Below are 17,821 nucleotides of genomic sequence, written 5' to 3'. Positions count from 1 at the left end.
CTACCAGAGCTTGTCGATCTGCCCCGGGTAGAGCGCGATCCGCGTCTGCCGGAACGCGGCCGGATCGGCGCGTGGGGTGAAGAACGCGCCGACGGTGACCTTGTCGAACCCCGGCTGATCACTCGGGAACGGATCGTTGGGCGTACCACCGATCAGGACGGTGCCGGGCAGCTGCTGCCAGCCGGCCGACTCGTAGAACGGGAACAATTCCGCGTCGCAGGTGAAGATGCCGAGGTCCAGCCGCAGCTCGATCATCGCGGCGCGGGCGGCGGTGACCAGGCGATGCCCGTGACCCCGGCCGCGGAGGGCCGCGCGGGTGACGACCGTGCTCAGGCCGCCGGCCCGGAAGGTGTCTCCGGCGTGCTGAATCTCTTTGCGCAGGATGTCGAGCGCGGCAATCACCACGCCCTCGTCTACGAGCAGCATCGACACCGGGTCGAGGGCGGGATCGTGGACCGGTCCGTCGGCGGGATCACCCGGCCAGGCCTCGTCCTGGAGCGCGGCTACCTGGCGCCGCAGCTCCTCGGGGACGACGGCGTACGACTCGATCCGCATCAGCTGGACCTGAGGGTCTGCAGGCCCTGCCAGAGCAGGTCCTGGAGGGTACGGGCGACTTTCTCGGGTGTCGGCGGATGCGCGCTCCGGGTCCGCCAGATCGCCAGCCGCTCGGTGGCGCCGGAGATGCTCTGGGCAACAATCTGGATCTCGTCGTCGTCGGCCGGGCGGTCCGCCGGGACGTTCATCCGGACCATCGTCGCGATCAGCTCGATGAACGCCGCGCGCACCTCGTCGGTGGCCGCGGCGGCCGGGCCCGCGCTCAGCATTCCCTCGTCGACCAGCACCGACCACGCCTGCGGATGCTCGTCGAGGAACCGGAACCAGGCCAGGAAGCCGGCGTACAGCGCGTCCTCGGCGTCCGCGGCCGCCATCACCGCGTCGGCGACGGTGTCCAGCAGTTGCCCGCGCAGGCGTGCCAGGCAGGCGAGGAACAGGCCGTCCTTCGAGCCGTAGTACTGGTAGATGAGCGGCTTCGACACCCCGACCTGGGCGGCGACGTCGTCCATCGACGTGCCCTGGTAGCCGCGCTCCCCGAAGATCCGCTCCGCCGCCTCGAGGATCTCCCGCTCGCGGGCGGCCCGGTCACGGCGGCGCTTGGGTGCGGTGGTGGACGTCACTTGCGCAGTCTAACTGACTCCGAGTAACTTACTGGGAGTAAGTTCAATATCGAGCGGAGGCCGGAGATGAGCGAGCAGCACCGGATCGTGGTGGTCGGTACCGGATTCGCGGGGATCGGGATGGCCGTCCGGCTGAAGCAGGCCGGGTACGACGACTTCGTCGTCCTGGAGCGCGCGGACGACGTCGGCGGCACCTGGCGGGACAACACCTACCCGGGCTGCCGGTGCGACGTACCCTCGCACCTCTACTCGTTCTCGTTCGCGCCGAACCCGGAGTGGTCGTCGACGTTCTCGCCGCAGCCCGAGATCGAGGACTACCTGCGGAAGGTCACCGACGCGTTCGGCGTCCGCCCGCACATCCGCTTCGGCCACGCGGTCGAGACCGCCGACTGGGTGGACGGCAAGTGGCAGGTCACGACGAGCCAGGGCACTTTCACCGCGGACGTCTTGCTGTCCGGGATGGGCCCGCTCGCCGAGCCGTCGTACCCCAAGCTGCCCGGGATCGAGGACTTCGAGGGTGAGGTCTTCCATTCCGCCCGCTGGAACCACGACCTGGACCTGAGCGGCCGCAAGGTCGCCGTGATCGGTACCGGCGCGTCGGCGATCCAGTTCGTGCCGGCGATCCAGCCCGAGGTCGAGGAGCTGCACCTGTTCCAGCGGACGCCGCCGTGGGTGATGCCGCGGCCGGACCGGAAGATCTCGGCAGCCGAGAAGGCGGTGTACCGGCGGTTCCCGCTGGTACAGAAGGCGGTCCGGGCCGGCATCTACTGGGGTCGCGAGTCGATGGTGCTCGGGTTCGCGAAGCTGCCGGCGATCATGAAGCAGGCGCAGAAGGTCGCCGAGAAGCACCTCGCCCACCAGGTCCGCGACCCGCTGCTGCGCGCCAAGCTCACCCCCGACTTCACCCTCGGCTGCAAGCGTGTGCTGATCTCCGACGACTACTACCCGGCGGTCGCGCGGCCGAACGTCGAGGTGGTCACCAACGGGATCGCGGAGGTGACCTCGACCGGCGTGGTCACCACCGACGGCGTGAAGCACGAGGTCGACACCATCATCTACGGCACCGGCTTCAAGGTGACCGACCTGCCGGTGATGGACATGGTGCACGGCCGCGACGGCGCCTCGTTGCGGGACGCCTGGTCCGACGGCATGGAGGCGCACCTGGGGACGGCGATCAACGGCTTCCCGAACTTCTTCATGCTGATCGGGCCGAACACCGGCCTCGGGCACAGCTCGATGGTGTTCATGATCGAGTCCCAGATCGCGTACATCGTCGATGCGCTGCGGACCATGGACGCGCAGGGCCTGAAGCAGGTCGAGGTCCGGCGGGACGTGCAGCGCGCGTTCGTCGACGGCGTCCGGTCGTCGATGCGGAACACGGTCTGGACGCGCGGCGGCTGCAGCAGCTGGTACCTGGACTCGGAGGGGCGGAACACCACGCTCTGGCCGTCGTTCACGTTCCGGTTCCGGCAGCTCACCCGGCGGTTCGATGCCACGGAGTATCAGACGCTCGCTATGTGACATCGCGCGTGTTACATTCGATCGGTTCGATGATCGGAGGCGCGCCGCGTGGTGGTCCAGTTGCTGGCGCTGCACGGGATCGGCGGTCGAGGGGACCTGCCGGTGCCGCTGTGGCTGGCGATCTACTCCGCCGGCGCCGCGGTCGCGGTGTCGTTCTTCGCGCTCGCCGCGTTCTGGTCGCGCCCGCGGTTCGAGGGGACCGCGGGCGCGCCGCTCGTCGCGCTGTCCCGGATCGTCGACGGCCGGGTCGTTCGCATCCTGCTCAAGGTCGTGGGGATCGCCGCGCTCGCGATCCTGCTCGGCGCCGCCTGGCGCGGTGATCCGGGGCCGGCGCCGACGTGGTTGTACGTCTGGATCTGGGTCGGGATCATCCCGCTCTCGCTGCTCTGCGGCCCGATCTGGCGACTCGCGAACCCGTTGCGGACGATCGCCGGACTCATCGGGCGTACGTCGTACCGGGAACTGCCCTGCCGGATCGCGTACTGGCCGGCCGTCGCCGGGCTGGCCGGTTTCCTTTGGCTGGAGCTGGTCTACCCGGACGGCTCGGAGCCGCGGGTGGTCGCGATCGCCGTCACCGGGTACGCCGTCCTGAACGTTGCCGCGGGCATCGTCTATGGCCCGTCCTGGTTCGCGATCGGCGACAGCTTCGAGGTGTACGCCGAGGTTCTCGCGCGGCTGAGTCCGGTTGGCCGCGCCAACGGAAAGCTCGTACTGCGTCATCCGCTCGCCGGACTGGCCACCTTGCCGCAGGCACCCGGTCTCGTCGGACTGCTGTGTTTGTTGCTCGGGTCAACGGCCTTCGACGGGATCTCCCGCTGGTCGGAGTGGTCGCAGCGGACGGCGGAGCTCGACCGGCCGCAGCACCTGGTGGTCTACACGCTCGGCCTGATCGTCGCGGTCGCGATCGTCACATGCCTCTTCCTGCTCGCCGCGCGGACGACCGGCGCGGCGCAGATCCGGCCGGGCGCCGTCGGTGCCGCCGGACTGCCCGGGGCGTTCGTGCACTCGCTCGTCCCGATCGCGATCGGGTACGCCGTCGCGCACTACTTCTCGTTCGCGATGTTCCAGGGACAGGACGGCTGGTTGCTCGCGACCGACCCGTTCGGGCGCGGCTGGGACCTGTTCGGGACGAGCGGGACGCGGATCGACTACGCGTTCCTCGGGACCGGCCTGATCGCCGGCGTCCAGATCGGCGCGATCGTGCTGGGGCATGTGCTCGGCGTGGTGTCGGCGCACGACCGGGCGACGGCGCTGTTCCGGCGCCGGCAGCTGCGGCGGGCGCAGTACCCGATGCTGGCCGCGATGGTCGCGTTCACCGCCGGCGGGATCGCGCTGGTGACGGCGTCGTGATCGCGCTGCACATGGGCGGGATCCCGGAGACCGCGATGGTTCTCGGTCCGGTGCTGCTGATCGTCGCGTTCATCCGGATCGCCCGCCGGAACGAGGCGATCCTCCCGGACGACGAGGACGACTGGGACGCCGACCTCGGCGACCTGCCGAAGAAATGAGGTCCGGAGAACCCCCTGCGGTCCGCCGGACCTCACCTCGTTCCCCGTTGGTTCAGGCAGCCGGCACCGGTTCGTAGGCGCCGCTCAGGCGCACGTGGTGGACGTGCAGCCGGAGCTTCATCGCGGGCTCTCAGAACGGGAGCTTGCGTCCGGACGGCGTCCGAAGGTCGAGAGTCCGGTTCTGTTCCTGCCGCCGGGTCGTGCTGGTGCTCGGCCGCCGACGGATCTGGATCTGGCGCATCCTCTTCCTCCTGCCTGGGGTCCGTCCTGACAGCTACACGCTCTCGCATGAGGAACGGTTCACACATGCGGAGAACTACCTATCCGACCCCGGACCTTTCCTCAGGGAAGGGCGGGGGACCAATCCGGTGCCCGGGCCGGCGGCGGGGAAACGGCTGCTAGCCGGTCGAGGGGAGGTTGTTCGGGTTCAGGCCGAGCTCCTCGTAGGCGACCTGCTCGATCTCGCGGGCCATCGCCTCGCGGAACGCGGCGACCAGGGCCTGGCCGGCCAGCGGGATGATGCCTTCGAGGGTGCGCTGGATGTCGGGCCAGCCGTCCGCGGGCATGCCGGCGTTGGTGAAGTCGCGCCAGACGGTCGAGCGGAACAGTTCGACGTACGTCTTCGCGACCGCGTCGGCCTGGCCGAACAGCTTCGGCAGCATCTCGAAGATCGCCTGCATCGGGACGCCGAGCTTGATCACCTCGAGGCCGGTGCGCAGCAGGTCCGGGTTCCGGATCCGCAGCCGGCCGTCCTCCAGCCGCTCCGCGATGCCGAGCTCGACGATCTGTGCGATCACCGCCGGATCGTGCGGTACGCCGGCCCGTTCGGCGAGCTGGTGCTCGTCGAGCTCCTCCGGCTCGGCCGGGGTCCACGGGTTCACCAGGGTCTCGAACACGCCGAGCGCGAGCTCGCCGTCCGGCAGTTCGCCCATCATCCGCTCGACGGCGGCCAGCGTGTACCCCTTGTCGAGCAGCTCCCGGACCAGCGTCAGCCGGGCCACGTGATCGGCACCGTAGTACCCGGTCCGGCCGACGAGGCGGGGCGGCCTGATCAGTCCGCGCCCGGCGTAGGCACGCACGTTCCGGACCGTCATCCCGACCTTGGCGGCCAGCTGGTCGACAGTGAGCTCCTCGTCCACCCTTGACAGTCTTCCAGACTTCACGTTACATAGCGGATGTAACATGCCCCATGGCGCATGCCTTATGTCCGAAGGAGTCCGCACCATGGCGATCCCGCTCGCGACCACCGGTACCGCGACGTTCGGCCAGATCGCCATCGTCACCGGCGTGGTCGGCGGCCTGTACCTCGCACTCGCCGTCCTCCTGTGGCGCGAACGCACCGGCCGCGGGACCCTGGTGGGGAGGCTCGCGGACACCATCGGGAGACTGGACGGAGTCCCCCGATGGGCCGCGCTCACGCCGTACCTGCATGCGGTCTCACTGCTCGCCTGCGCGTTCGGGGTCTGGTGGGACATCGCGATCCACATCGACCGCGGCCGCGACACCGGCCCGTTCGGGACCGCCGCGCACTACCCGATCTTCTTCGGCATCCTCGGCGTGATCGTGTCGGGCGTCCTGCCGATCGCGCTCGCCGGGAAGCCGGTGCCGGCCCGCACGGTCAGGCTCACCAAGGGCTGGCGGATCCCGTGCAGCGCGGCGCTGGTCACGGTCTGCGGGACGTTCGCGCTGGTCGGGTTCCCGCTCGACGACGTCTGGCACCGGCTGTTCGGCGAGGACGTCACGCTCTGGGGTCCGACGCACCTGTTGATGATCGGCGGCGTGGTGTTCTCGATCTTCGCGCGGCTGCTCGCGATCGCCGAGGTCGAGCAGCTCGTCGGGCCGAACAAGCGGCGGGTCTTCCAGGAGATGGTGTCGGTCGGGGCGTTGCTGATCGCCTGGGACCTGTTCAGCACCGAGTTCAACTACGGCGTACCGCAGTTCCCGTTGATCCTGCAGCCGATCCTGATCGCGTTCGGGGCCACGCTGGGGTTCACGATCCTGCGCGCGCGGCGTGGGCCGGGGTCGACGTTCGTTGCCCTCGGCGTGTACCTGGTGATCCGCGGCGGGATCGCGTACGCGGTCGCCGAACCGCTCGGGCAGATCGTCGGGCACTTCCCGCTGCTGGTCGTCGAGGCGGTCCTGGTCGAGGTCACGGCGTTTGCCCTCGGCAACAAGAACCGCTTCCGGCTGGGCGCGGTCGCCGGACTGCTGGTCGGGACCGTCGGCGTGGTCGCGGAGTACGCCTGGAGCCACGTCTGGATGCCGATCGCCTGGCCGTCGTCGATGCTGCCGTCCGCGATCGGGTACGGCGTTGCCGTCGGGATCGGGGCCGGACTCGTCGGCGCTTGGCTCGCGACCCGGTACGCCGAGGTGGCCGGCGAGGAGCGGGCGACCGGGATCCGGAACATCCGCGCCGCCGCGGTCCGGCGTACCCATCAGCTCGGCGCCGTCGGGTTGGTGGCGGTCGCGGCGACGGTGTTCTTCTGCGTGCCGCGGTCCGCGGATCCGGGCGTGACCGGGGTCGTGTCGTTGGAGCGGGTGGCCACGGGGGCCGAGCCGACGGCGTACGTCACGATCTCGCTCACGCCCACCGACGCCGCCGACCGGGCACGCTGGTTCGAGGCGCTCGCCTGGCAGGGCGGCGGGCTCGAGTACCACCCGATGGAGAAGGTTGCCGACGGCACGTACCGGTCGCGGGACGCGTTGCCGATGTACGGGAAGTGGAAGTCGATGGTGCGGCTGCACCAGGGACAGCGGGACATGGTCGCCGCCTGGGTGTACGCGCCGGAGGACGCCGCGATCGCGAAACCTGCCGTCCAGGTGTCGAACGGGCAGACCGTCTCGTTCGTCGACGAGCAGCAGGTACTGCGGCGCGAGGAGCGCGACGACGTGCCACGATGGATGTGGAACGCCGGGTACGCGCTGCTCGCCGTGGTCGGGCTGCTCGAAGTGGCCGGGATCGCCTGGCTGGTCGGGCGCGGCGCCCGCGGCGGACGTCTCCGAGCGGCCCACCTGAGCAGTGCCGATGATCGAGAACGGGAGATTGCGTGACGATCCAGCTGGAGCGGTCCGGGGTCACCACCCCGGACGGAGTACGCCTGAACGTCGAGATGACCGGGCCGGCCGACGCGCCGGTGACCGTGCTGCTGGTGCACGGCTGGACATGCTCGACCCGCTCCTGGCACAACCAGGTCGAAGAGCTGCCGCGGATCCTCGGGCCGGACGCCGTCCGCGTCGTCACGTACGACCACCGCGGCCACGGCCGGTCCGACGCTGCCCCGGCCGGTTCCACGCGGCTGGAGCAGCTCGCCGACGACCTGCTCACGGTCCTCGACGAGGTCGTCGGTGACGGGCCCGTCGTGTACGCCGGGCACTCGATGGGCGGCATGACCTTGATGGCCGCCGCCGACCGCCACCCGGAGATCTTCGGGCCGCGCATCCGCGCCGCGGCCCTGGTCAGCACCACGTCCGGCCACCTCACGGAGGGTGCCCTCGGCCTCCCCGCTCGCTTCGACCCGGCTGCGGTCCGGGTCGCCCCACGGGTGCTGAACGCGGTCGGCCGACGAATCGACCGCCGCGCCGCTGCCCGTGCCGCCGCGGCTGGTGCGCGTGTTGCGGAGGCCGGCGCGCGGGCGGCGGCGGATGGTGTGCGGGCCCGGGCGGCCGGTGATGTGCGGTCGGCGACGCGGCTGGCCGAGGTGGCGCGTCGTGCCGGCGCCGTCGCGGCGCAGTTGCAGCGGCCGGCTCTGCGGCAGGTGGTGTTCGGGAAGAAGGCCGATCCCGCGGAGGTCGACCTGTTCCTGCAGGACCTGGCGATCGTGCCGGGCGCGTCGTACGGCGGGTTCTTCGAGGCGATGCTCGAGCACGACCGCGGTGACGCGCTGAAGGTGCTGGAGGAACTGCCGGTCGAGATCATGCACGGCACCCGGGACCGCCTCCTTCCCGCCCGCCACGCCAACCGGATGGCCGCCCAACTCCCCACCGCGCGCCTCTGGATCTACCCCGGCGCCGGCCACATGCTCATGCAGGAACGCCCCCGCGACGTCACCCACCGCCTCGCCTCCCTGTGCCGTTCGCAAACCCACCCCACCAGCCCGATATCGGCTCGCAAGGCTTCTGCCTGAGAGCCGCGTCACGGCCCGCCGCGGCGTCCTCGCCTACGCTCGACCCCGTGCAGAACCTTCTCTCGGATGTCGTGGTGGTGGACCTGACCCGTGCGCTGGCCGGGCCGCATGCGGCGATGATGCTGGGGGACCTCGGGGCCCGGGTGATCAAGGTCGAGACGCCGAACGGCGGGGACGACAGCCGCGGGTGGGGCCCGCCGTTCGTGGACGGGGAGTCGACGTACTACCTGTCGGCGAATCGGAACAAGGAGTCGGTCACCGCGGACCTGAAGTCCGAGGAGGGGAAGGACTTCCTCGCGAAGCTGGTCCGGAAGGCCGACGTACTGATCGAGAACTTCCGGCCGGGGGTGCTGGACCGGCTCGGGTTCGGGACCGAGCGGCTGCACGAGCTGAACCCGGGGCTGGTGATCCTGTCGATCACCGGGTTCGGGCACGACGGGCCGGAGGGCGGGCGCGCCGGGTACGACCAGATCGCGCAGGGGGAGGGCGGTCTGATGAGCATCACCGGGGAGACCGAACCGACGAAGGTCGGTGCGCCGATCTCGGATCTGCTGGCCGGGATGTACGGGGCGTACGGCGCGCTGGCGGCGCTGCATGAGCGGTCGATCACCGGGAAGGGGCGGGTGGTGCGGACCAGCCTGCTCGCTGCGGTGGTCGGCGTCCATGCGTTCCACGGGACGAAATGGACGGTGGCGCACGAGCTGCCGGCGCGGGTCGGCAACCACCACGCGCAGATCGCGCCGTACGGGTTGTATCGCACGCGTGACGACATCGTGCAGGTGGCGGTCGGGAGCGAGAACCTGTGGCGGCTGTTCGCGCCGATCGTCGGGCTTGACGCGGACGACGAACGCTTCGGGACCAACCCAGCCCGTGTCGCCCACCGCGACGAGCTGACCGCCGCGATCGAGGCTGCCTTCGCCGGCGAGTCGGCGGATGCGTGGCTGGAACGCCTTGCGGAGAAGGGCATCCCGGCGGGGAAGGTGCGCGACTTCCAGCAGGTCTACGAGTGGGAACAGACGCTCTCCCAAGGCCTGCTCGTCGACGTCGACCACCCAACCCTCGGCCACATCCAACTCCCCGGCCCGCCGCTCCGCTTCGACGACAACCCGTACGCCGGCGCCCGCGAGACCAACCTCCCACCGCCCCGGCTGGGCGAACACAACGAGTCCGTCAGAGCGTGGCTGGAGTCAGAGTAGAGGCGCGGACGACGAGCTCCGGGCGGATCAGCGTCTTGCGGGGCCGGTCCGCGCCGGACCTCAGGCGTTGGAGCAGCAGGTCCACCGCGGTCGTGCCCACCTCCGCGGCGGGGAGGCGGACGGTGGTGAGGGGTGGTTGGAGGTACGCCGCGTACGGGTGGTCGCCGTAGCCGGTGATGGCGACGTCCTCGGGTACGGCGAGGCCGCGTTCGGCGAGGATGCGGAGGAGACCGAGGGCGAAGTAGTCGTTGCCGGTGACGATGCCGTCGGGCAGGTCGAGCGACCGCGCGAAGCGGTACGCCTCCTCCGGCTGCCACGGCAGCGCGAGTGAGTCGTACCGCTTGGTCGGCACGGCGCGGACCTGGTCGTCGGACACCGGCAGCCCGGCGTCCGCCATCGCCCGGCGGAAGCCGGTGATCCGGTCCGCGGTGGTGGTGATCGGCAGGTCCTCCTCGAGCAGCAGGAGTTTCCGCGCACCGCCCGCGATCAGGTGGCTCGTCGCCTCGTACGAACCGCGCTCGTAGTCCACGCCGACCATGTCGCAGTCCAGCTCGGGCACGTCCCGGTTGACGAACACGAGCGGGATGCCGCTGTCGCGCACCCGGCGCCAGTGGTCCCACTCGGCCTGCACGGGGACTACCACGGCGCCGTCGACCGCGGACCGCAGCAACGCCTCGGTGGCGCGCTGTTCGTTCTCGGCGCTCTCGTCGGTGACGAGCAGCAGCAGCGAGTACCCCTGCGCGCGGACCCGGAGCTCGATGCTGCTGATCAGCTGCGCGTAGAACGGGTTCGAGGGGTTGGTGATGACGAGGCCCAGGGTCATCGCGGAGCCGAGCACCAGCGACCGGGCGAGCGTGTTCGGGACGTACCCGATCCGCGCGGCCTCGGCCTGCACGGCGGCCCGGGTGCGGGCGCTCACGCTGTCCTTGTCGCCGAGGGCCCGGGACACGGTGTTCACCGACAGCCCGAGCGCCGACGCGATGTCGCGCAGCGTCGGCCGCGGTCGCGGGCCCTGGGCCTCCGTCATCAACCTCTCCTATGCCTTCACGGCCAGGTGGATCCGCACCTGCACCGAGCCCTCGACCTTAGCGCGCAGCCGCAGCCAGTGGCCGAACCCGGTGGCCGGCCAGCTGACGAGTCTCCCGGGCTCGACCACATGTTCCTCCGCGTCGAGATCGCACCAGGTGAGGCCGTCCGGTGACACCTGGGTGACGTACGTCGCCGTACCGTCGCCGCCGACGTGCTGCACGAACCAGCGTGCCTCACCCGCCCAGGCGACCTCGTACGGCTCGGTGGCGAACTGGGCGCCGAAGGTGGTGTCGCGTTCCAGCACCGCCGTCATGGACTGTCGCATGGGCCTACCAATCAACCGAGATGAGGACGGAGTCGAGGAAGAGGAAGTTCCGCACCGAGCTGTGGGTGCGCACCGAGAAATAGAAGTTGAGCAGGTTCTCGAGCGTCTCGTAGCGCTCTTCGTACGGCGGGACCGGGACGTCGCGCATGTCCATCACCCGGTCGTTGACCTGGAGTTCGACGTTCTGCCGCTTCTCGGTGTCGATCAGCCAGCGCAGGTAGTGCCAGTTCACCTTGGTCGGGACCTCGTTGTAGCAGAGCTCCTGCGGCTCGCCGAACGCCTGCCAGTCCTCCGGGTTCGGCGCGGTGAAGTCGGCGGCGTACTCCAGCTTCACCTTGCCCTCGAAGTGCTCGCGCGGCGTCGGTTCGGGGACGGTCGGGGCCATCCACTGCCGGGTGAAGTGGTTGTCCAGGTTCGTGTTCTGGTAGCGCGCGACCGTGTGGTAGCGCAGCCCGCCGTCGCCGCAGAGGTCGGTGGCGACGGTGAAGGCGCCGAACTGGGCCTCGGACGGGTGCGTGTTGCCGTCCCATCGGACGTCGCCGAACTGGTCGAGCTCGTCGCCGCCGCCGAGGGTGGCCTCGGACTTGAAGGCGAAGTACGTCTCGAGCTGGACGAGGCCGCGGCCGCTCATCGTGAGCCGGCGGATCGCGACCGCGGTGTGGCCCTTGTGCGGGCGGGTGGCGAGCTTCAGCGCGTACGTGCCGCTGAGCGCCCCGTGGGTGCCGATGTCGAAGAAGTTGCAGGCCGAGAGCTGTGGTGGCCGGAAGTCGCGCATGTGGTCGTCGACCGTGCTGAGGTCGCCACGGCCGTTGTAGTTGCCGAGCAGCTCGGTCCAGCCGTGCGTCCCGCTGTCGAACTCGTCGAACGCCAGGATGCGCGGCAGCGGCGAGAACTTGGACAGCTTCGGATCGGCGGACAGTAAGGCGGCCCGGACGTCGGAGGTCGTCATTTGGTGAAGTTAACGTTCACGGGAAATGACCGTCAACGGGCCGTTCCGCCCACTGCAACGGTGGTCTATTGACACGTAAATCACGCACTTCTACGGTACATTAACGCTACCGTTAACGTTCACGGAATCGAGAAGCCATGCAGTCGCTCAGCCGTGCCCTCACCGTCTTGGCCGAACTGAACCGCGAGGACCGCCCGTACGGCGTCACCGAACTCGCCGGCACCGTCGGCCTGCACAAGAGCACCGTGCACCGCATCCTCGCCACGTTCTGCGTCCACGGCCTGGCCGCCCAGGTCGACGACCACCGCTACACCGCCCGCGACGGACTCGCGGCCCTGCGACCTCCGGTGCGGCGTCAGGCCGGGCCCGAGCATGCGCTCGGCGCTCTCGGCAACCGCCTCGGCCGCCTGGTCGTGCTGGCCAAGCCTGTCCCGAAGAGCACCGGCCCGGTGCTGCAGGTGGCGGCGGTCGCGGACGGCGCCGCGCCGCACGGCGCGTGGGTGGAGCGACGCGCTCGGAGCGCAGCCGACAGCCAGGCGCTCGGCGCCTCAGCCGTCCTTCCGGGCGATGCGGTCTCGTTGCGCCGGAGTGCGCTCGGGCGGGCGTACCTCTCGGCGCTTCCGGTCGAACAGGTGAGCGGTACGCCGGACCTCCTGGACACGCTGCGGCGGATCCGGCTGACCGGGTTCGCGCACAACCCGCGGCCGGTGGCGTCGTTGCCGCGGATGGTCGCGGTACCGGTCCGGGCGGCCGACGGGTCCTGTGCGGGTGCGCTCGGTGCCGAGCTGGTACAGCCGGGGTCGGTCGACGAGCTCCGCCGCGTGGTCTCGGTACTGCGGAGCGGCGTCTGATGGCGGCGTACGTCGTCCGGCGGCTGGTCTTCTCGCTTTTCGTCCTCTGGGGTGCCGTCACGATCATCTTCGTGGTCCTCCGGCTGGTCCCGGGCGACCCGGCGTACATCATGCTCGGACCGGACGCGGACCAGGCCCAGGTGGCCGCACTCCGCGCCCAGCTCGGGCTCGACCACTCGCTGATCCAGCAGTACGCGACGTACCTGGCGAACGTCGTGCACCTGGACTTCGGCCGGTCCTTCCGGCTGAACGCCGACTCGATGTCGCTGGTCCTGCAACGGGTCCCGGCCACCATCCAGCTCGCGTCGGCCGCGTTGCTGTTGTCGCTGCTGATCGGTCTCCCGCTCGGAGTGGTTGCGGCACTGCGCGCGCACAGCTGGGTGGACCGGACGATCTCGGTGTTCTCGCTGATGGGCCAGTCGACGCCGTCGTTCTGGCTCGGGATCGTGCTGATCCTGGTGTTCGCGCGCGGGTTCAAGGTGCTGCCGAGCGCGGGCTCCGGGACCTGGTCGCACCTGGTGCTGCCAACGATCACGCTGGCGCTGCCGTTCCTCGCGATCCTGGTCCGGCTGACCCGCAGCGGCCTGCTCGAGGTCGTGCACGAGGGGTACGTCCAGACCGCCCGGGCGAAGGGGCTCGGCGAAGGGACCGTCGTCCTGGTGCACGCGTTGCGGAACGCGCTGATCCCGATCGTGACCGTGGTCGGCCTGCAGTTCGGGGCGCTGCTCGGTGGCACGGTGATCGTCGAGACGGTGTTCGCCTGGCCCGGGGTCGGCCGGCTGCTGATCGACTCGATCGGGCGCCGCGACTACGGCGTCGTCCAGGCGTCGATCTTGCTGGTGGCAACGATCTTCGTGGTGATCAACCTGCTCGTGGACCTGCTCTACGGCTTCCTGGACCCGCGGGTCCGTCTGGCTGGTGACTGACCTTGACTGTCGAGCTCTCCGTGGCGGCGCCGGTGCCGGCCCGTCGTCGTACCAGGGCCGGATCGGTGCGGATCCGGTTCGGCTTCACGGTGATCGCGGTGTACGTCGTGGCCGCGGTGATCGGGCCGTGGCTGGTGCACTACAACCCGGTCGCGACCCGGACCGCGGACCGGCTGCGGCCGCCGTTCAGCCGGCTGTCCGACGGGTCGTACGCGATCTTCGGCACCGACCAGGTCGGCCAGGACCTGCTCGCCCAGATGTTGCAAGGGGCAAGGATCTCGATCGCGGTCGGGCTGGCCACGCTGGTCCTCGCCGGGACCATTGGCGTCACCATCGGTCTCGCGGCCGGGTACTTCGGCGGCTGGCTGGACGGCGTACTGATGCGGCTCGCCGACATCCAGCTGGCGTTCCCGTCGATCCTGCTGGCGATCTTCATCGCGGCGCTGCTCGGCCCGTCGGTGCTGAACGTGGTGATCGTGCTCGCGGTCGCGAACTGGGTGACGTTCGCCCGGGTCGCCCGCGGGCAGGCGCTGGCGACCCGGCGGCGGGAGTTCGTGGACGCGTCCCGGACGCTCGGCGCCGGGACCTGGCGGCTGATCACGCGTTGCGTGCTGCCGGCCTGTGTCGCCCCGGTGCTGGTGGTCGCGACGGTCGAGATCGGGCACGTGATCCTGGCCGAGGCGTCGCTGAGCTTCCTCGGACTCGGTACGCCGGCGTCGACCCCTAGTTGGGGCGTGACGATCGCGAACGGCCGCAACTACCTCGCGGACGCGTGGTGGATCTCGACCGTCCCGGGGATCGCGCTGGCGTTCCTGGTGATCTCGCTCGGCGTGCTCGGCGACGCGCTCCGGGACCGGTACGACCCGCGGCTGAGGAGTCTGTAGATGAACACGTTGCTGAGTGTCCGGGAGTTGCGGGTCGAGTTCGCGACGTCGGGCGGAGTGGTGACGGCGGTCGACGGTGCCTCGTTCGACGTCGGCGCCGGGGAGACCGTGGCGTTGCTGGGCGAGTCCGGCAGCGGCAAGAGCGTCACCGCGCAGGCCGTACTGGGGATCGTGCCGAAGCCTGCCGGGCGGATCGCCGGCGGCAGTGTCCGCTACGACGGGCGCGACCTGCTGGCGCCCGGGGTCGCGAAGGGCCTGCGGGGGCGGGAGATCGCGATGGTGTTCCAGGATCCGTTGAGCTCGCTGAACCCGGTGTTCCGGGTCGGTGCGCAGATCGGCGAGATGTTCCGCAAGCACCGCGGAGCGTCCCGCCGCGAGGCGCGGGCGGGCGCGCTGGAGCTGATGAAGCGGGTCGGGATCCCGGCCGCGTCGAAGCGGCTGGACGACTACCCGCACCAGTTCTCCGGCGGGATGCGGCAGCGGGTGATGATCGCGATGGCGCTCGCGCTGTCGCCGCGGCTGCTGATCGCGGACGAGCCGACGACCGCGCTCGATGTCACCGTGCAGGCGCAGATCATGCAGCTCCTCACCCGGCTGCAGTCCGAAGAGGGCATGGCGCTCGTCCTGATCACCCACGACCTCGGCGTGGTCGCCGACGTCGCCGACCGGGTCGTGCTGATGTACGCCGGCCGCGTCGTCGAGACCGGCCCACTCCGTGAGGTGTACGAGCACAGCGGGCACCCGTACACGTCCGGGCTGATGGCGTCGATCCCCGCCGTGGACGGCCCGCGCGAACGGCTCGTCCCGATCCAGGGCTCGCCGCCGGACCTGCTGGCCCTCCCGTCCGGCTGCTCCTTCCGGCCGCGCTGCCGGTACGCCGACGGGTTGTGCGCGGACGCCGAGCCCCCACTCCGGGCTCTTCGCGGCCGCCCGGCCGGTCACGAGGCTGCCTGTCACCATCCGGAAGGAGCGCCGGCCGATGTCCGGTGAACCCTTGCTGTCGGTGCGGGACCTGCACACCTCGTTCCCGCTGCGCTCGTCCGTACTGCGGCGTACCGTCGGGCAGATCCAGGCCGTCGCGGGGGTGTCGTTCGACATTCCGGCCGGCGGGACGCTCGGGCTGGTGGGGGAGTCGGGGTCCGGGAAGTCCACCGTCGCGCGCACGATCGTCGGGCTGGAGAAGCCGCGCTCCGGGAGTATCGTGTTCGACGGCGACGAGCTGACCTCGTTGCCCAGGGCATCCATGCGGCGGGTGCGCCGGCAGTTGCAGATGATCTTCCAGGACCCGTACGCGTCGCTGAACCCGCGGGCGACCGTCGAGCAGATCGTCGCCGAGGCGTGGCAGATCCACCCGGACGTCGTACCGAGACACCGGCACCGCGCCGAGGTCCGCGAGCTGCTGGAGCGGGTCGGGCTCAACCCCGACCACGCGGAGCGGTACCCGCACCAGTTCTCCGGTGGGCAGCGGCAGCGGATCGGGATCGCCCGGGCGCTCGCGCTCCGGCCCAAGCTGGTGATCTGCGACGAGGCAGTCTCCGCGCTCGACGTGTCGGTGCAGGCGCAGGTGCTCAACCTGCTCGAGGACCTGCGGCGCGATCTCGGGCTGGCGTATCTGTTCATCGCCCACGACCTGTCCGTCGTACGGCACATCTCGGAGGAGGTGGCGGTGATGTACCTCGGGCGGGTGGTGGAGAGCGCGCCGCGGGAGGAGCTGTTCGCGCGCCCGTTGCATCCGTACACGCAGGCGTTGCTGTCCGCCGTACCGGACCCACGGCCGTGGGACAAGCCGCCGCGTGAGCAGATCGTCATCGGCGGCGATGTGCCGTCGCCGGCCGATCCGCCATCGGGGTGCCGGTTCCGCACTCGGTGCTGGAAGGCGGCGGACATCTGTGCCGAGCAGAACCCGGAGCTGACGGTCCGGCTCGACCTGCATCCCGTCGCCTGTCATTTCGCCACTGAGCTTGCTGGAGCTGACCGATGATCGAACTCTTCCTCCTTCGTCACGGTGAATCCGTGTGGAATGCCGAAGACCGCTATCAGGGTCAGCAAGGGACGGGGTTGACCGCGCGGGGCCGCGACCAGGCGAAGGCGGCCGCGGACTACCTGCGGTCGTTCACGTTCGACACGGTCGTCGCGAGTGATCTCCAGCGGGTGCAGGAGACGCTGGAGCCGTACGTCGGTAGTACACCCGTGCAGGTGGACGAACGCTGGCGGGAGATCGACGTCGGCACCTGGTCCGGACGAACCTTCGCGGAGGTGTACGCCGAGGAGCCGGAGGTCGTGCGGTCCTTCTCCCGAGGTGAAGACGTCGCCCGGGGCGGCGGCGAAACCCTCCAACAGCTCCGCGCCCGGGTAGCTGAGGCAATCCACGCCCTCACCTCCGATGGGAGTCGGCGGGTGCTGGTGGGGACCCATGGCGGGCCTGTTCGGGCCGCGGCGGCAGGGGTTCTGGGGTTGCCCGCGGGTGGAGAGATGGTGTTGGAGCCGCCGGGGAACTGCTCGTTGACCGTCCTCCGACGGGATCGGCTGGTGGGGTACAACCTGCCCACGGGGGTGGAGCGGTGAGCTTCACGTTCGTGGTGATGACGTACAACCTGTGGGCCGACTTCCACCTCGACCAGCGGCGTGACGCGCTCACGAGTCTCTTCAGCACGCGCCCGCCGGACCTGCTCGCCGTACAAGAGCTTCGGCCCGTGACCAGGGACCTGCTCGACGCCGCTCTCCCCGACCACGAGCGCATCGACGGGACCGCCGGCTGGGAGACCCAGAGCAACCTCTGGTGGCGCCGCGACCTCTTCAGCTACCAGGAACACGGCGCCGACGACGTCGGCATCCTGTCGCCCGACGCCCGCCTGTTCTGGGTCCGGCTGCGCATCCCGACCGGCCAGGAGCTGATCTTCAGTACGGCGCACCTCACCTGGCCCGGCCATCCGGACGAACGCGCCGACCACGTCAACCGCCGGATCGCCCAGGCCAGCGCCATCGGCGACGTGCTGACTGCCCGGGCCGGCGACAACGCCTGCCTGTTCACCGTCGACATCAACGACATCGGCCCACCGCAGTGGGAGCTCGGGAACGCCGGGTTCCTGGACAGCTTCACCGCTCTCGGCCGGCACTCACCGGTGACGCATCCGGTGGTGCCGACGGTCGCCACCGGCCCGATCGGGACCCGGTTGTCGCCGCTCGCCTCGCCGCCCAAGGCGATCGACTGGATCTTCGCCCGCGGCCCGCTCGCCGCCCGGTCCAGCGAGGTCGTCGACTTCTTCCACGACGGCCGGGCCCCCTCCGACCACCACCCGGTCGTCGCCACCTACACGCTGTGAGGAGAACCCC

At 70.4% G+C, this 17,821-nt stretch carries 19 protein-coding genes; 13 read left to right on the top strand and 6 right to left on the bottom strand.

Annotation, left to right across the window (positions count from 1 at the left end):
- A complete protein-coding gene (locus ACXJJ3_RS13455) occupies positions 1–555 on the bottom strand; it encodes a GNAT family N-acetyltransferase (RefSeq protein WP_458170350.1) in 555 nt (184 codons plus the stop codon).
- Entirely contained in the window at positions 555–1,175 is a 621-nt protein-coding gene (locus ACXJJ3_RS13450; RefSeq protein ID WP_458170349.1) for a TetR/AcrR family transcriptional regulator, read from the bottom strand. Before ACXJJ3_RS13450 ends, ACXJJ3_RS13455 begins: the two co-directional genes overlap by 1 nt.
- A gap of 66 nt (positions 1,176–1,241) precedes the next feature.
- On the opposite strand from ACXJJ3_RS13450, the gene ACXJJ3_RS13445 reads away from it, so the two are divergent.
- Genes ACXJJ3_RS13445 through ACXJJ3_RS13435 form a run of 3 tightly spaced genes read left to right on the top strand, consistent with a single transcriptional unit; the run spans position 1,242 to position 4,204 of the window.
- Positions 1,242–2,696: a flavin-containing monooxygenase gene (locus tag ACXJJ3_RS13445; protein ID WP_458170348.1), complete on the top strand. Its 1,455-nt coding sequence runs from the start codon at positions 1,242–1,244 to the stop codon at positions 2,694–2,696.
- Between the two features lie 48 nt (positions 2,697–2,744).
- Positions 2,745–4,046 carry a hypothetical protein gene (locus ACXJJ3_RS13440; protein WP_458170347.1) on the top strand — a complete coding sequence of 434 codons (1,302 nt, stop codon included), beginning with the start codon at positions 2,745–2,747 and terminating at the stop codon, positions 4,044–4,046.
- Positions 4,043–4,204: a hypothetical protein gene (locus tag ACXJJ3_RS13435; RefSeq protein WP_458170346.1), complete on the top strand. Its 162-nt coding sequence runs from the start codon at positions 4,043–4,045 to the stop codon at positions 4,202–4,204. The genes ACXJJ3_RS13440 and ACXJJ3_RS13435 overlap by 4 nt, the downstream gene beginning before the upstream one ends.
- 398 nt (positions 4,205–4,602) lie before the next feature.
- Here the strand turns inward: ACXJJ3_RS13435 and ACXJJ3_RS13430 are convergent, their stop codons facing one another.
- Positions 4,603–5,343: a MerR family transcriptional regulator gene (locus ACXJJ3_RS13430; protein ID WP_458170345.1), complete on the bottom strand. Its 741-nt coding sequence runs from the start codon at positions 5,341–5,343 to the stop codon at positions 4,603–4,605.
- A gap of 85 nt (positions 5,344–5,428) precedes the next feature.
- On the opposite strand from ACXJJ3_RS13430, the gene ACXJJ3_RS13425 reads away from it, so the two are divergent.
- Genes ACXJJ3_RS13425 through ACXJJ3_RS13415 form a run of 3 tightly spaced genes read left to right on the top strand, consistent with a single transcriptional unit; the run spans position 5,429 to position 9,524 of the window.
- Positions 5,429–7,255 (top strand): hypothetical protein, encoded by a 1,827-nt coding sequence (locus ACXJJ3_RS13425; protein WP_458170344.1) that lies wholly within the window; start codon positions 5,429–5,431, stop codon positions 7,253–7,255.
- Complete coding sequence (locus tag ACXJJ3_RS13420; RefSeq protein WP_458170343.1) at positions 7,252–8,328, top strand: alpha/beta fold hydrolase; 1,077 nt, start codon at positions 7,252–7,254, stop codon at positions 8,326–8,328. Before ACXJJ3_RS13425 ends, ACXJJ3_RS13420 begins: the two co-directional genes overlap by 4 nt.
- A gap of 47 nt (positions 8,329–8,375) precedes the next feature.
- Positions 8,376–9,524, top strand: a complete 1,149-nt coding sequence (locus ACXJJ3_RS13415; RefSeq protein ID WP_458170342.1) for a CaiB/BaiF CoA transferase family protein — start codon at positions 8,376–8,378, stop codon at positions 9,522–9,524.
- Here the strand turns inward: ACXJJ3_RS13415 and ACXJJ3_RS13410 are convergent.
- The 3 genes from ACXJJ3_RS13410 to ACXJJ3_RS13400 are packed head-to-tail and all read right to left on the bottom strand — an operon-like array spanning position 9,499 to position 11,827.
- Complete coding sequence (locus tag ACXJJ3_RS13410; protein ID WP_458170341.1) at positions 9,499–10,551, bottom strand: LacI family DNA-binding transcriptional regulator; 1,053 nt, start codon at positions 10,549–10,551, stop codon at positions 9,499–9,501. The genes ACXJJ3_RS13415 and ACXJJ3_RS13410 overlap by 26 nt on opposite strands.
- A gap of 9 nt (positions 10,552–10,560) precedes the next feature.
- On the bottom strand, positions 10,561–10,878 hold the full coding sequence (locus ACXJJ3_RS13405; protein ID WP_458170340.1) for a hypothetical protein: 318 nt from the start codon (positions 10,876–10,878) through the stop codon (positions 10,561–10,563).
- 4 nt (positions 10,879–10,882) lie between these two features.
- Positions 10,883–11,827, bottom strand: a complete 945-nt coding sequence (locus ACXJJ3_RS13400; protein WP_458170339.1) for a DUF6772 family protein — start codon at positions 11,825–11,827, stop codon at positions 10,883–10,885.
- A gap of 137 nt (positions 11,828–11,964) precedes the next feature.
- Here ACXJJ3_RS13400 and ACXJJ3_RS13395 point away from each other — a divergent pair, with 137 nt between their 5' ends.
- The 7 genes from ACXJJ3_RS13395 to ACXJJ3_RS13365 are packed head-to-tail and all read left to right on the top strand — an operon-like array spanning position 11,965 to position 17,811.
- Positions 11,965–12,678, top strand: a complete 714-nt coding sequence (locus ACXJJ3_RS13395; protein ID WP_458170338.1) for a helix-turn-helix domain-containing protein — start codon at positions 11,965–11,967, stop codon at positions 12,676–12,678.
- Complete coding sequence (gene nikB, locus ACXJJ3_RS13390) at positions 12,678–13,604, top strand: nickel ABC transporter permease (RefSeq protein WP_458170337.1); 927 nt, start codon at positions 12,678–12,680, stop codon at positions 13,602–13,604. Before ACXJJ3_RS13395 ends, nikB begins: the two co-directional genes overlap by 1 nt.
- A 2-nt stretch (positions 13,605–13,606) precedes the next feature.
- Positions 13,607–14,488 carry an ABC transporter permease gene (locus tag ACXJJ3_RS13385; protein WP_458170336.1) on the top strand — a complete coding sequence of 294 codons (882 nt, stop codon included), beginning with the start codon at positions 13,607–13,609 and terminating at the stop codon, positions 14,486–14,488.
- Positions 14,489–15,478 carry an ABC transporter ATP-binding protein gene (locus ACXJJ3_RS13380; protein ID WP_458170335.1) on the top strand — a complete coding sequence of 330 codons (990 nt, stop codon included), beginning with the start codon at positions 14,489–14,491 and terminating at the stop codon, positions 15,476–15,478.
- Positions 15,468–16,469 (top strand): ABC transporter ATP-binding protein, encoded by a 1,002-nt coding sequence (locus ACXJJ3_RS13375; protein ID WP_458170334.1) that lies wholly within the window; start codon positions 15,468–15,470, stop codon positions 16,467–16,469. The genes ACXJJ3_RS13380 and ACXJJ3_RS13375 overlap by 11 nt, the downstream gene beginning before the upstream one ends.
- Entirely contained in the window at positions 16,466–17,053 is a 588-nt protein-coding gene (locus ACXJJ3_RS13370) for a histidine phosphatase family protein (RefSeq protein WP_458170333.1), read from the top strand. The genes ACXJJ3_RS13375 and ACXJJ3_RS13370 overlap by 4 nt, the downstream gene beginning before the upstream one ends.
- Positions 17,050–17,811: an endonuclease/exonuclease/phosphatase family protein gene (locus tag ACXJJ3_RS13365; protein ID WP_458170332.1), complete on the top strand. Its 762-nt coding sequence runs from the start codon at positions 17,050–17,052 to the stop codon at positions 17,809–17,811. Before ACXJJ3_RS13370 ends, ACXJJ3_RS13365 begins: the two co-directional genes overlap by 4 nt.
- Positions 17,812–17,821: the final 10 nt, after the last annotated feature.

Source organism: Kribbella sp. WER1 (genome assembly GCF_054189145.1).
This window is presented reverse-complemented; position numbering and strand designations above follow the sequence as displayed.

Bases quoted from the DNA above. Each gene is read 5' to 3' on its own strand.
- ACXJJ3_RS13405 (WP_458170340.1), bottom strand. From the start codon at position 10,878: ATGCGACAGTCCATGACGGCGGTGCTGGAACGCGACACCACCTTCGGC.
- ACXJJ3_RS13375 (WP_458170334.1), top strand. From the start codon at position 15,468: ATGTCCGGTGAACCCTTGCTGTCGGTGCGGGACCTGCACACCTCGTTC.
- nikB (WP_458170337.1), top strand. From the start codon at position 12,678: ATGGCGGCGTACGTCGTCCGGCGGCTGGTCTTCTCGCTTTTCGTCCTC.
- ACXJJ3_RS13445 (WP_458170348.1), top strand. From the start codon at position 1,242: ATGAGCGAGCAGCACCGGATCGTGGTGGTCGGTACCGGATTCGCGGGG.
- ACXJJ3_RS13410 (WP_458170341.1), bottom strand. From the start codon at position 10,551: ATGACGGAGGCCCAGGGCCCGCGACCGCGGCCGACGCTGCGCGACATC.
- ACXJJ3_RS13400 (WP_458170339.1), bottom strand. From the start codon at position 11,827: ATGACGACCTCCGACGTCCGGGCCGCCTTACTGTCCGCCGATCCGAAG.
- ACXJJ3_RS13370 (WP_458170333.1), top strand. From the start codon at position 16,466: ATGATCGAACTCTTCCTCCTTCGTCACGGTGAATCCGTGTGGAATGCC.
- ACXJJ3_RS13455 (WP_458170350.1), bottom strand. From the start codon at position 555: ATGCGGATCGAGTCGTACGCCGTCGTCCCCGAGGAGCTGCGGCGCCAG.
- ACXJJ3_RS13380 (WP_458170335.1), top strand. From the start codon at position 14,489: ATGAACACGTTGCTGAGTGTCCGGGAGTTGCGGGTCGAGTTCGCGACG.
- ACXJJ3_RS13395 (WP_458170338.1), top strand. From the start codon at position 11,965: ATGCAGTCGCTCAGCCGTGCCCTCACCGTCTTGGCCGAACTGAACCGC.
- ACXJJ3_RS13425 (WP_458170344.1), top strand. From the start codon at position 5,429: ATGGCGATCCCGCTCGCGACCACCGGTACCGCGACGTTCGGCCAGATC.